This is a genomic window from Klebsiella sp. GL120222-02 (assembly GCF_003097195.1).
In the GTDB taxonomy this organism is placed as follows: domain Bacteria; phylum Pseudomonadota; class Gammaproteobacteria; order Enterobacterales; family Enterobacteriaceae; genus Klebsiella; species Klebsiella variicola.
In genome coordinates this window covers 37,526-51,026 of sequence record NZ_QEQO01000012.1, presented here as the reverse complement: position 1 = coordinate 51,026, position 13,501 = coordinate 37,526, and the positions used below count along the sequence as shown (strand labels likewise).

Below are 13,501 nucleotides of genomic sequence, written 5' to 3'. Positions count from 1 at the left end.
CCTGTCGGTAAGTCTTTATGCGCGTTTTCGCCCATGCAAGGTATCAACAAACGCCATCGCCAGGCCGGTCGCCAGACCAGCCACATGCGCGCCGTTAGCGATCGCCATGCCGAAAACGTCAAACCAGCCAGCAATTAACCACACTAAAGAAAAGAGTATCAACCCGCGCTGCAGATAAATACCGCTCTGCGGATCGCGCTCGCCCCGCAGCCAGACGTAGCCCATCAGCGCATAGACCACGCCCGATAAGCCGCCAAACCACGGGCCGCTAAACTGATGCTGCACGAAGCCGCTCAACAGGGCGCTGATAACGGTGATCACCACCAGTTTGCCGCTGCCGATGCGTTTTTCCACCGCGCCGCCGAGATACCACCACCATAGCAGGTTGAAGAGAATATGCATCAGCGAGAAATGCATGAAAGCATGGCTGAAATAGCGCCAGGCTTCGAACTGCAGCGAAGGATCGTAGGGCCAGGCCAGCCAAATCATCACCGGCTGATCGCCCAACAGATTTTGCAGGATAAACACCGCGATGCAGATGAGCAGAATCGCCCAGGTGAACGGGCCGGCGTTATGCCGCAGCGTGGCAAAGAAAGGAAAGCGCTGATAGCGCAACCCGCTATTGGTCTGTCCGGACTGCCAGCTCGCCGCCAGATAACGCGGGTCCGCCGGGTTCTCAAGGAAGCGGGCCAGCTCAGCCCTGACACGCCCGGCCTGACTCTCATCAGCCAGCCAGACGTCGCTCTGGGCGTGCTGCTGAATGGTCAGGATAATCCCCTGCGTCGCCATATAATCGACAAACGCCTGGGCCACCCGTGGATTGGCAAAAGAGGTAATCATTAACATGCAGCGAATCGCTTATTCCACACAAAGGGGGATAGTATACCTGCCAGCCGTTAAAACGTCCCGTGCGCCACTTCCGCCGGGAAATGGCGATGCCAGGCGTCGAACCCGCCATCAACGCTGTAGACCTTATCAAACCCCTGCTGTAGCAGATACTGCGCGGCGCCCTTGCTGCTGTTGCCGTGATAGCACATCACCATCACCGCCGTGTCAAAGTCGTGGTCACGCATAAACGCGCCCAGCGTATCGTTGGTCAGATGAAACGCGCCCGGCGTATGGCCCATCGCATAGCTTTGCGGATCGCGGATATCCACCAGCACCGCCGTCTGCTGATGCAGCTTCTGGTGCGCTTCTTCAACGTTGATACATTCAAACTGTTCCATGGTTCTCTTCTCTTTCTCGTCATGACGGGCGATGGCCGGCCCAATTTTACCCTGTAGTGTACCGTCAGGCGGTAAAGAAACGCCAATATGTTACACCCATCACTCCAAAATGTTTTTTTGATGTTACCAAAAGCGCGTTTGTTTGCTATAGTGAGCGATATCGAGCATTTGTGAGCTTAAACGAAAGTGTGAGAGGGTAAGAACGTGGAAACCAAAGATCTGATTGTGATAGGCGGAGGCATCAACGGTGCCGGTATCGCGGCAGATGCCGCCGGGCGGGGTTTATCCGTACTGATGCTGGAAGCGCGCGATCTCGCCTGCGCTACCTCCAGCGCCAGTTCCAAACTTATCCACGGCGGGCTACGCTACCTCGAACACTATGAGTTCCGCCTGGTCAGCGAAGCGCTGGCCGAGCGTGAAGTGCTGTTAAAAATGGCTCCGCATATCGCCTTCCCGATGCGCTTTCGTCTCCCGCATCGTCCGCATCTGCGTCCGGCATGGATGATCCGTATCGGCTTGTTTATGTACGATCATCTGGGCAAACGCACCAGCCTGCCGGGCTCCACCGGCTTGCGTTTTGGCGCAGAATCGGTACTTAAGCCGGAAATTGTGCGCGGTTTCGAATATTCCGACTGCTGGGTCGACGATGCCCGCCTGGTGCTGGCCAACGCGCAGATGGTTGTCCGCAAAGGCGGCGAAGTGCGGACCCGCACTCGCGCCATCTCGGCAAAACGAGAGAATGGCCTGTGGGTGGTGGAAGCGGAAGATATCGATAGCGGCGAGAAGTTTACCTGGAAGGCGCGCGGTCTGGTCAATGCCACCGGTCCATGGGTCAAACAGTTCTTCGACGAAGGGATGCATCTGCGCTCGCCTTACGGTATCCGCCTGATCAAGGGCAGCCACATCGTGGTGCCGCGAGTGCATACTCAGAAGCAGGCCTATATTCTGCAAAACGAAGATAAACGTATTGTGTTTGTTATCCCGTGGATGGATGAGTTCTCCATCATCGGCACGACGGACGTCGAGTATAAGGGCGATCCGAAAGCGGTAGCCATTGATGATAAAGAGATTAATTACCTGCTGAACGTCTATAACGCGCACTTTAAAAAGACTCTCAGCCGGGACGATATCGTCTGGACCTACTCCGGCGTCCGTCCGCTGTGTGATGACGAGTCGGATTCGCCGCAGGCGATCACCCGCGACTACACGCTGGATATTCACGATGAGAACGGCCAGGCGCCGCTGCTCTCCGTCTTCGGCGGGAAGCTGACCACCTATCGCAAGCTGGCCGAGCATGCGCTGGAAAAACTGACTCCCTATTACAAAGGAATCGGCCCGGCATGGACCAAAACCGCGGTGCTCCCCGGCGGCGATATCGGCGGCGACCGCGACGACTATGCAGCAAAACTACGCCGTCGCTTCCCGTTCATCAGCGAATCACTGGCCCGCCATTATGCCCGCACCTACGGGAGCAATAGCGAGTGGATCCTGAAGGAAGCCAGCGCCCTGAGCGATCTGGGGGAAGATTTCGGCCATGAGTTTTATGAAGCCGAGCTGAAGTATCTGGTTGAGCACGAATGGGTGCGCAGCCTGGATGACGCCATCTGGCGTCGTACCAAACAGGGCATGTGGCTGAATGGCGAGCAGCAAGCGCGCATCAGCGAATGGCTGGCGCAGCATGCGGGAAAGTCTGAACTGTCGTTAGCGTCCTGACATCGCGTGGCGCCAGGAGAGAAATACCCGGGCTATGGCTTGCGCTTGGCCCGGATACCTGTTCACAAATTAAACGAGACTTTTTTTCCAGTCGGCAACGTGACATTTATACTGAGTTCTCCCCCCAATGCCGCAATGTAGCGTTTTAGGGTCGAAAGCCGCGGATCGTTATCAGCCTGTTCCATTTTAGCGATCGTTGGCTGCTTTACCCCCATAGCCGCAGCCATCTCTGTTTGCGACATTTGCAACTCTTCTCGAAGCAAGTTTAAAGCGACAGACTGGCGTATCTCTGCCGCTTTCGCTGCAATACGCTGCTGGCTTTCAGGACTCTGTTTCGCCATGAGTTCTTTTAGCGTGGCCATTATCGCTCCTTAGTCAGGTGTTGGCTGAATTCTCTGTCAGCCAGAGTAATCATTTCTTTGTAAAAACGTTTCTCATTCATGCCATCCTTATTGCCCGCACATAAAACGATAGCTTTCCGCAGAGGATCAAAAGCAAAAAAGCGCGGATGGGGAGCCCATGATGCTGAACCCGGAGTTCTTTCATATTCTGAAACGTTGAATCTTTCACCGTATCAACATACGGGCGCCCAAGCTGCGGACCAAAATCAGATAAGATGAGCATCGTGGCCAACATATCCTCTTTTAAAGCTCTACTTTGTAATTCGAACCAGGCATCAAACGTATCCGTCGTTTCTACATCCCACATAGGCGATCCCTCATAGCCTAAAGGCTATCATCCATATTATAGCCATTAGGCTATGAACGTAAACTTATTGAGCATTTATCGTACTGCTGGCGAATTCACGTCAATAGTATATTCCCGCAATAGCCTGAATCCTCCCCGGCACTTTTCCGAATAAAACGTTCTCCGCACAGACAGAAACGGGGCCAAATGGCCCCGTTGAGTTGCATTGACTGGCTTACAGCCTTACCGGGTCGATATGCCAGATATATTTCGCGTACTCCTGGATCGTCCGGTCAGAGGAGAAGTAGCCCATGTTGGCAATATTCAGCATCGCCTTATAGGCCCACTCTTCCGGATGTTGATACAGCTCGTCGACGCGATCCTGACAGTCCACATAGCTGCGATAGTCCGCCAGCACCTGGTAGTGGTCGCCAAAGTTAATCAGCGAATCCAGCAGGTCGCGGTAGCGCCCCGGTTCCGCCGGGCTGAACACGCCGGTACCGATCTGCGTCAGCGCCTGGTGAAGCTCTTCATCCTGCTCGTAGTATTCGCGTGGTTTATAGCCGCTGCGACGTAGCTCCTCCACCTCTTCCGCGGTGTTGCCGAAGATAAAGATATTCTCTTCGCCCACGTGCTCCTGCATCTCCACGTTCGCCCCGTCGAGGGTGCCGATAGTCAGCGCTCCGTTAAGGGCAAACTTCATATTGCTGGTGCCGGAAGCTTCAGTGCCTGCGAGGGAGATCTGTTCCGACAGGTCTGCCGCCGGAATAATCAGCTGCGCCAGGCTGACGCTGTAGTTGGGGATAAAGACCACCTTCAGCTTGTCGCCAATCTGCGGATCGTTATTGATCACCGCGGCCACATCGTTGATCAGGTGAATAATATGCTTGGCCATGTAGTAAGCCGAGGCCGCCTTACCGGCGAAAATGTTCACTCGCGGCACCCACTCCGCCTGCGGATCGGCTTTGATCCGGTTATAGCGGGTAATGACGTGCAGCACATTCATCAGCTGGCGTTTGTACTCGTGGATGCGTTTGATCTGCACATCAAACAGCGCCTTCGGATTCACCACCACATTAAGCTGCTGCGCAATATAGCTGGCCAGCCGCTGTTTGTTTTCCAGTTTAGCCTGACGCACCGCCTGATTGACCGTCGGATAGTCGATATGCTGCTTCAGCTCGTCAAGCTGGCTCAGATCGGTCCGCCAGGTGCGGCCGATATGCTCATCCAACACTTTCGACAACGGCGGGTTGGCCAGCGCCAGCCAGCGGCGCGGCGTGACGCCGTTGGTGACGTTGGTAAAGCGCATCGGGAAGATTTTAGCGAATTCGGCAAACAGCGACTCCACCATCAGCCGCGAATGCAGCTCCGACACGCCGTTGACCTTGTGGCTGACCACCACCGCCAGCCAGGCCATCCGCACGCGACGGCCGTTGGACTCGTCGATAATCGAGGTTCGGCTGAGCAGCGCGGTATCATTGGGATACTGCTCCTGCAGGGTCTTGAGGAAGTAATCGTTAATCTCGAAGATAATCTGCAGATGGCGCGGCAGAATTTTGCCCAGCATATCCACCGGCCAGGTCTCAAGCGCCTCGCTCATCAGCGTATGGTTGGTATAGGAGAAGACCTGACAGGTCACCTCGAACGCCTCGTCCCAGCTGAATTTATGTTCGTCGATAAGCAGGCGCATCAGCTCCGGTATTGACAGCACCGGGTGGGTGTCATTGAGGTGAATGGCAATCTTGTCCGCCAGGTTGTCAAAGGTCTTATGCAACATGTAATGGCGGCTCAAAATATCCTGTACCGTCGCCGACACGAGGAAATACTCCTGGCGCAGACGCAGCTCGCGTCCGGAGTAGGTCGAGTCATCCGGATAGAGCACGCGGGAGACGTTTTCGGAGTGGTTTTTATCCTCTACCGCAGCGAAGTAGTCGCCCTGGTTGAATTTACCAAGGTTAATTTCGCTACTGGCCTGCGCGCTCCACAGACGCAGCGTGTTGGTGGCATCGGTGTCAAAGCCGGGGATGATCTGGTCGTAGGCTTCCGCAATAATCTCTTCCGTCTCAATCCAGCGGGTTTTCTTTCCTTCCTGCTGAATGCGGCCGCCGAAACGCACTTTGTAGCGGGTGTTGTGGCGCTCAAACTCCCACGGGTTACCGTACTCCAGCCAGTAGTCAGGGGACTCTTTTTGTCGGCCATCGACGATATTCTGTTTAAACATCCCGTAGTCGTAGCGGATCCCGTAACCGCGTCCCGGCAGACCCAGCGCCGCCAGGGAATCCAGGAAGCAGGCCGCCAGACGGCCCAGACCGCCGTTGCCAAGACCGGGGTCATTCTCTTCATCGATCAGCTCTTCCAGATCGAGCCCCATCTCCGCCAGTGCGCTGCTCACATCGTCATAAATGCCCAGCGACAGCAGCGCGTTAGAGAGGGTACGGCCAATCAGGAACTCCATCGACAGATAGTATACCTGGCGCACTTCCTGCGAGAGCTGCGCGCGGTTGGAGCGCAGCCAGCGCTCCACCATGCGATCGCGGACGGCAAACAGCGTGGCGTTAAGCCATTCATGCTTGTTGGCGATGGCCGGATCTTTACCGATGATAAACATCAGCTTATAGGCAATAGAGTGCTTTAACGCCTCAACGCTCAGCGTCGGTGATGCATAGCTAAAGGGTACATTCATAACAATGACTCCAGTGGTTACATCAAGCGTTGATAAAGTTCGCGATAGGAGTTCGCGGCAACCTGCCAGCTAAAATCCATATTCATCGCCTGACGCTGCACATAGCGCCAGAGCGACGGGCGCGACCAGAGAACAAAGGCGCGACGGATAGCGCGCAGCAATGACAGCGCATTGCTGTCCTCAAAGACAAACCCTGTCGCCAGACCATCGGCAAGGTTCTCCAGCGAACTGTCAGAGACCGTGTCCGCCAGCCCCCCGGTGCGGCGCACCAGCGGCAGCGTGCCGTACTTCAGACCATACAGCTGAGTTAAGCCGCACGGTTCAAAGCGGCTCGGCACCAGAATGACGTCGGCGCCGCCCATAATGCGATGGGAGAAGGCCTCATGGTAGCCAATCTGCACCCCCACTTTGCCCGGATGTTCGGCGGCGGCGGCGAGGAAACCTTCCTGCAGCACCGGATCGCCGGCGCCCAGCAGCGCCAGCTGGCCGCCCTGCTCAAGCAGACCCGGCAGCGCTTCGAGCACCAGATCCAGCCCTTTCTGGCTGGTCAGGCGGCTGACCACGGCAAACAGCGGCGCTTTGTCATCGACCTTCAGGCCCATCGCAATCTGCAGCTGACGCTTGTTCTCCGCCTTCTCCTCCAGCGTGTCGCGATCGTAGCGCATCGGCAGCAGCAGATCGTTTTGCGGACTCCAGATACCGTCGTCAACGCCGTTGAGGATCCCCGACAGCCGTCCTTCATGATGGCGCTGGCGCAGCAGCCCTTCCATGCCGTAGGCGTATTGCGGTTCGGTGATCTCGCGCGCGTAGGTCGGGCTTACCGCCGTAATATGGTCGGCGTAGTAAAGACCGGCCTTCAGAAACGAGATCTGACCGTTAAACTCGAGGCCATGCATGTTGTAAAACGACCACGGCAGCTCGATATCATTCATATGCCAGGAGTAAAACATCCCCTGGTAGGCCAGGTTGTGCACGGTAAAGACCGATTTAGCCGGGCGTCCGCGCGCCGCCAGGTAGGCCGGCGTCAGGCCGGCGTGCCAGTCATGGGCATGCACCACATCCGGGCGCCAGAACGGATCCAGTCCGCTGGCCATTTCGCTTCCCACCCAGCCCAGCAGCGCAAAGCGCAGGACGTTGTCGGTATAAGCGTGCTGGTTGGTATCGTGGTATGGGCTCCCCGGCCGGTCATAGAGATGCGGGGCATCTATCAGGTAGATCCCCACGCCGTTAAAGTGGCCGTACAGCAGCGTGATCCGCCCGGCGAAGGTATCGCGGCGGGTTACCACCTGGGCATCCACCACGCCGCGGCGGATATCGGGAAACGCCGGCAACAGCACGCGGGTGTCGATACCCTCCGCAATTTGCGCCGCCGGCAGTGCGCCGATGACGTCCGCCAGACCGCCCGTCTTTAACAGCGGGAACATCTCAGAACATACATGTAAGACCTGCATTAGCGCTCCTGTTTGTGCCCCAATTTCCGCAGCATGTCGCGGGTCACCAGCACGATACCTTCCTCTGAGCGATAGAAGCGGCGTGCATCCTCTTCCGCGTTCTCACCAATCACCATACCTTCCGGGATGACGCAGGCGCGGTCAATCACGCAGCGACGCAGGCGGCATGAACGCCCCACCCAGACATCTGGCAACAAGACTGCCGAATCAATGTTACAGAATGAGTTCACCCGCACGCGCGGGAACAGCACCGACTGCACCACCACCGACCCGGAGATAATGCAGCCGCCGGAAACCAGCGAGTTCAGGGTCATGCCGTGGCTACCGGAGCGGTCCTGGACGAACTTCGCCGGCGGCAGCGATTCCATATGGGTGCGGATCGGCCAGTTCTGGTCGTACATATCCAGTTCCGGCGTGACTGACGCCAGATCGAGGTTGGCCTTCCAGTAGGCCTCCAGCGTTCCCACATCGCGCCAGTACGGCTCAGCGTTCGGGTCAGACTGCACGCAGGAGAGCGGGAAAGGATGTGCATAAGCCATGCCAGCTTCGGTGATCTTCGGAATGATATCTTTGCCGAAATCGTGGCTGGAGTTTTCGTTGCGATCGTCTTCTTCCAGCAGCTCATAAAGATAGGCGGCGTCAAAGATATAAATGCCCATACTGGCCAGTGATTTGGTCGGGTCGGTTGGCATCGCCGGCGGGTTAGCGGGTTTCTCGACGAACTCAATGATTTTTTCGTTTTCATCGACCGCCATGACGCCGAAGGCGGATGCCTCTTCAATGGGCACCGGCATGCAGGCCACGGTGCAACGCGCCCCTTTTTCGACATGGTCAATCAGCATGCGCGAGTAATCCTGCTTATAAATATGATCGCCCGCGAGGATCACCACGTACTCCGCTTTGTAGCGGCGGATGATGTCCAGGTTCTGCGTCACTGCGTCCGCCGTGCCGCGATACCAGTTTTCGCCGTGCACGCGCTGCTGGGCTGGCAGCAGATCGACAAACTCATTCATCTCTTCGCTGAAGAACGACCAGCCGCGCTGGATGTGCTGCACCAGCGTGTGCGACTGATACTGGGTGATGACGCCGATACGGCGGATCCCTGAGTTAATGCAGTTAGATAATGCGAAATCGATAATACGGAACTTGCCGCCGAAGTGAACGGCAGGTTTCGCACGCTTAATGGTGAGATCCTTGAGCCGGGTGCCACGCCCGCCCGCGAGGATCAACGCCACGGATTTGATGGGTAATTGACGCGCCAGCATCAGCGGATCGTTTTTTTCAAGCCTAACCATGATTAACTCCTTTTTACACCCCAGCTTTCCTTCTCATCCCGCCGCGCCGCCGCCACGAGTTCAACCGGAAGCTTCAGGGATTACGACCTTTGAAATACGCACACTCCGTGCGCGGGCCCATGCCAGACAGCCATGATGACCGGATTATCCTCTCCGGCGAAGGGAGGAACGGCGCGCCATTCCCCCTCAGGTAAAACCATATCGACCACCTCTGCGGTGGCGTTCAGCGTGAGCAGCCAGCGATCAGACAACTGGATCTGCATACACGCTGCGCCCTGCTGCCACTCCCCGGCAGTCAGCGGCTGGGCGTTGCGATTAAGCCAGCGGACATTGCCATCGCCCTCCTGCCACCAGCGGTTGCGGGTGAGCGCTGGAATGCGACGGCGCAGGTGGATCAGCGCCGCGGTAAACGCGGTTAATCCCGGGTTCGCCTGACGCCAGTCCAGCCAGGTCAACGCGTTATCCTGGCAGTAGGCATTATTGTTGCCGTGCTGGCTGTGGCCCTGCTCATCGCCCGCCAGCAGCATTGGCGTCCCCTGAGCCAGCAGCAGCGTCGTCAATAGCGCATGCACGCTGGAGCGCCGCCGTTCAATCACCGCGAGATTGGCGTCTAATCCCTCTATACCATGATTGTTGCTGTAGTTATTGTTAGTCCCATCGCGATTCTCCTCCCCGTTTGCCTCATTGTGTTTCTGATTGAAACAGACGCAGTCGCGGAGCGTGAAGCCATCGTGGGCCGTCACCAGGTTCACCGTCGCCGATGGCCGTTTGCCATCGCGAGCAAAGAGATCGCTGGAGGCCGCGAAGCGTTGCGCAAAGTCACCGAGGGAGACGTTTTGCTGCAGCCAGAAACGACGGGAAATATCGCGAAAATGGTCATTCCATTCGGCGAACAGCGGTGGAAAATTAGCCACCTGATAGCCGCCCGGGCCGATATCCCAGGGTTCCGCAATCAGTTTCACCTGCGACAGCACGCTGTCGCGGCGGATAGCCTCGAACAGCGGCGCATCCTGGCGGAATTCCGGCGTCCGCCCCATCACTGAGGCGAGGTCGAAGCGAAAGCCGTCAACATGGCACTCATCCACCCAGAAGCGCAAACACTGGCGCGCCCATTCCACCACCCCGGGGTGGCTGAGATTGAGCGTATTACCGCAGCCGGTCCAGTTGTGATAATCGCCATCCTCCCTTACCCAATAATAGCTACGGTTGTCGATTCCGCGCAGGGAGACGGTGGGCCCTTCGAGATCAATTTCCGCGCTATGGTTGAGCACGATATCCAGAATCACCTCGATGCCGGCGGCATGAAGCGCCTTAACCGCATCACGAAACTCATCGAGGGCACGCGCGGGATCGCTGGCATAGCGCGGATCCAGCGCGAACCATGCCAGCGGGTTGTAGCCCCAGTAGTTGCTCAAGCCCATCCGCTGCAGTCGCGGCTCGCTGGCGAACTGCGCTACCGGCAACAGCTCGAGGGCGCTGATGCCCAGCGATTTGAAGTAAGCGATCATCACCGGGTGGCCCAGCGCCTTATAAGTTCCGCGAATGGCTTCCGGCAGCTGCGGGTGCAACAGGGTGAGCCCTTTCACGTGCGCTTCATAAATCACCGTTTCCCCCCACGGGGTACGCGGCGGCTTATCGCCCCGCCAGTCGTAATGCAGATCCACCACTTGCGATTTTGGCGCGATTGCGGCGCTGTCGCGATGATCCGGCTCCCACATTCCACCATGCAGGCGTTCGTCATCCGGCAGATCGCCCTCGACCCGATACGCGCAGGGATCGAGCAGCAGCTTCGCCGGGTTAAAGCGGTGCCCCTGCGCCGGGTCCCAGGGACCATGCACCCGATAGCCGTAGCGCAGGCCCGGCCCGGCAGCGTCCAGCCAGCCGTGCCAGATGTCGCCGCTGCGCGCCGGGAGATCGACGCGTTGCTCGTTGCCCTGCTCGTCGAATACGCACAGCTCCACCCGCTCCGCATGGGCGGAGAAGAGGGCGAAATTCACGCCCTTGCCGTCATAGCTGGCGCCCAACGGCGCAGGTTTGCCTGCCGCAAGTGAGGTCATTGCGCCTCCCGGACCAGCCAGATCGTCGCCAGCGGAGGCAGGGTCAACGATAGCGAATGTTCGCGGCCATGGCTGGCGATCGCGTCGCTCTCCACCACACCGCCGTTACCCTGGTTGCTGCCGTGATAGTGCATGGAGTCGGTATTCAACGCCTCGCGCCAGCGTCCCGGCTGGTTAATGCCGAAGCGGTAGTCATGGCGCGGCACCGGCGTGAAGTTGCTGGCGACGATAATCTCATTCCCGGCCCGGTCGCGGCGCACAAAGACAAACACCGAACGCTCATGGTCGTCGACCACCAGCCATTCGAAACCGTAGGGGTCAAAATCCAGCTCGTGCAGCGCTTTATGGTGACGGTAGGTATGGTTCAGGTCACGCACCAGTCGCTGGACGCCATGGTGCCAGTTGTCGCCGCCCTCCAGCAGATGCCAGTCGAGGCTGCCGTCGTGGTTCCACTCGCGGCCTTGAGCGAACTCATTGCCCATAAACAGCAGTTTTTTACCCGGGAAGGCGAACAGCCAGCCGTAGTAGGCGCGCAGGTTGGCAAACTTCTGCCAGGCATCCCCCGGCATGCGGTCGAGAATCGATTTTTTGCCGTGCACCACTTCATCGTGGGAGAGCGGCAGCACAAAATTCTCGGTGTAGTTGTAGAGCATGCCGAAGGTCATTTTGTCATGATGGTAGCGGCGATGCACCGGATCGAGCTTCATGTAATCCAGGGTGTCGTGCATCCAGCCGAGGTTCCATTTGAACCAGAAACCCAACCCACCGCCGGCAGGCGGACGGGTGACGCCAGCAAAATCGGTGGACTCTTCCGCCATCGTCACCGCGCCCGGCGTCTGTTCGCCGAGGATGCGGTTGGTGCTGCGCAGAAACTCAATAGCTTCCAGATTTTCCCGGCCGCCGTATTCGTTGGGGATCCACTCACCTGCCTTGCGGCTGTAATCGCGATAGATCATTGAGGCCACCGCATCGACCCGCAGGGCATCAATACCGAAGCGCTCGATCCAGTACAGCGCGTTACCGACGAGGAAGTTGCTGACTTCGCGGCGACCATAGTTGTAGATCAGGGTATTCCAGTCCTGGTGATACCCCTCGCGTGGATCGCTGTGCTCATACAGCGAAGTGCCGTCAAACGAGGCAAGGGCAAAATCATCCGCCGGGAAGTGGCCGGGCACCCAGTCAAGAATGACGTTCAGCCCGGCGGCGTGCGCGGCATTGATAAAGTAACGGAAATCGTCGCGGGTGCCGAAACGGCGGGTCGGCGCATAGAGCCCGGTGGGTTGATAGCCCCAGCTGCCGTCGAACGGGTGCTCGTTAACCGGCAGCAGTTCGAGATGGGTGAAGCCCATCCATTTCGCGTAGGGCACCAGCTGGTCGGCCAGCTCGCGGTAGCTCAGCCAGAAATTATTATCGGTATGACGGCGCCAGGAGCCGAGATGCACTTCATAGATAGAGATCGGGGCATCAAACTGGTTCGCCGCTTTGCGGTCCGCCGGCTGTTCCACTTTGGGCGGCAGGTCGCAGATAAGCGAGGCGCTTTCCGGACGCATTTGCGACTCAAAGGCGTAAGGGTCGGCTTTGACCCGCAGATGGCCGTGGGCGTCAATCAGTTCGAATTTATACAGCTGGCCATTATGCGCGCCGGGAACGAACAGCTCCCAGATCCCGGACTCTTTGCGGAATCGCATCGGGTGGCGACGCCCATCCCAGTAGTTAAACTGCCCCACCACCGAGACGCGGCGGGCATTCGGCGCCCACACCGAGAAACGGGTACCGGTGACGCCGTCCATGGTGGCAGCGTGCGCGCCCAGCGTTTCGTAAGGACGCAGGTGGGTCCCTTCGGACAGCAGCCAGACGTCAAGATCCTGCAACAGCGGACCAAAGCGATAAGGGTCATCAATCAGATTCTGCTGCCCGTGCCAGGTGACGGCCAGCTGATAGCGAAAGGCGTTTTTGCGACGTGGCAGGACGCCGCTGAAGAAACCACGCGAGTCGAGGCATTCGAGCTTGCCGACTTTGCGTCCGGTTTTCGGTTCAATAACCCACACGTCGGTGGCGTCGGGTAATAATGCGCGTACTTCCAGCCCGGCGTCAGTTCGGTGCATGCCGAGCACGGAAAAGGGATCCGCGAAATGACCGGCGATTAGCGCATTAATCACGTCTCTATCAATATGATTAGACATGCTTTCATCCTGTTGTAAGTGTCGCTCATTCCTGTAACTGGCGACTTTTTTTGACCTGAACGGCGCAGTGCTCTCAGCATCCTCCTGCTCCGTCCCACCTTCAGGTAAGGAATTCCTTACTTAAAGCATAGCCAAGGCTGAGTTACCTCCGTGGGGAAAAATCTAACATCCGCGTTTACTCCTTGTATTACGCAAAAAAAAAGGGG

Annotated in this window: 9 protein-coding genes and 1 pseudogene; 1 reads left to right on the top strand and 9 read right to left on the bottom strand. The window is 57.8% G+C overall.

Going from position 1 to position 13,501, the window contains the following annotated elements; translation table 11 throughout:
• Positions 1–15 precede the first annotated feature (15 nt).
• Together glpG and glpE are read right to left on the bottom strand one after the other, a co-directional pair.
• Positions 16–846: a rhomboid family intramembrane serine protease GlpG gene (gene glpG / locus N438_RS25545; protein ID WP_008806994.1), complete on the bottom strand. Its 831-nt coding sequence runs from the start codon at positions 844–846 to the stop codon at positions 16–18.
• A 50-nt stretch (positions 847–896) separates the two neighbouring features.
• Positions 897–1,226 carry a thiosulfate sulfurtransferase GlpE gene (gene glpE / locus N438_RS25540; RefSeq protein WP_004202138.1) on the bottom strand — a complete coding sequence of 110 codons (330 nt, stop codon included), beginning with the start codon at positions 1,224–1,226 and terminating at the stop codon, positions 897–899.
• A gap of 204 nt (positions 1,227–1,430) precedes the next feature.
• Here glpE and glpD point away from each other — a divergent pair, with 204 nt between their 5' ends.
• Positions 1,431–2,939: a glycerol-3-phosphate dehydrogenase gene (gene glpD, locus N438_RS25535; RefSeq protein ID WP_004202136.1), complete on the top strand. Its 1,509-nt coding sequence runs from the start codon at positions 1,431–1,433 to the stop codon at positions 2,937–2,939.
• 62 nt (positions 2,940–3,001) lie between these two features.
• On the opposite strand, the gene N438_RS25530 is transcribed toward glpD, so the two are convergent.
• The 7 genes and pseudogenes from N438_RS25530 to glgB all read right to left on the bottom strand — a co-directional run bounded on the left by N438_RS25530 (position 3,002) and on the right by glgB (position 13,295).
• A complete protein-coding gene (locus tag N438_RS25530; RefSeq protein WP_008806992.1) occupies positions 3,002–3,301 on the bottom strand; it encodes a helix-turn-helix domain-containing protein in 300 nt (99 codons plus the stop codon).
• Positions 3,301–3,647, bottom strand: a pseudogene (locus N438_RS25525) (type II toxin-antitoxin system RelE/ParE family toxin). Before N438_RS25525 ends, N438_RS25530 begins: the two are co-directional and overlap by 1 nt.
• Positions 3,648–3,861: 214 nt before the next feature.
• Positions 3,862–6,309 (bottom strand): glycogen phosphorylase, encoded by a 2,448-nt coding sequence (gene glgP / locus N438_RS25520; protein ID WP_008806990.1) that lies wholly within the window; start codon positions 6,307–6,309, stop codon positions 3,862–3,864.
• 17 nt (positions 6,310–6,326) lie between these two features.
• The gene (gene glgA, locus N438_RS25515) at positions 6,327–7,760 is read right to left on the bottom strand and encodes a glycogen synthase GlgA (protein WP_004202133.1); all 1,434 of its coding nucleotides are present in this window, start codon (positions 7,758–7,760) and stop codon (positions 6,327–6,329) included.
• Positions 7,760–9,055 (bottom strand): glucose-1-phosphate adenylyltransferase, encoded by a 1,296-nt coding sequence (gene glgC / locus N438_RS25510; protein WP_008806989.1) that lies wholly within the window; start codon positions 9,053–9,055, stop codon positions 7,760–7,762. The genes glgA and glgC overlap by 1 nt, the downstream gene beginning before the upstream one ends.
• A gap of 80 nt (positions 9,056–9,135) precedes the next feature.
• Positions 9,136–11,112, bottom strand: coding sequence for a glycogen debranching protein GlgX (gene glgX / locus N438_RS25505; RefSeq protein WP_071583237.1), 1,977 nt, complete (start codon positions 11,110–11,112; stop codon positions 9,136–9,138).
• Entirely contained in the window at positions 11,109–13,295 is a 2,187-nt protein-coding gene (glgB, locus tag N438_RS25500; protein WP_008806987.1) for a 1,4-alpha-glucan branching enzyme, read from the bottom strand. Before glgB ends, glgX begins: the two co-directional genes overlap by 4 nt.
• Between the last annotated feature and the right edge of the window lie 206 nt (positions 13,296–13,501).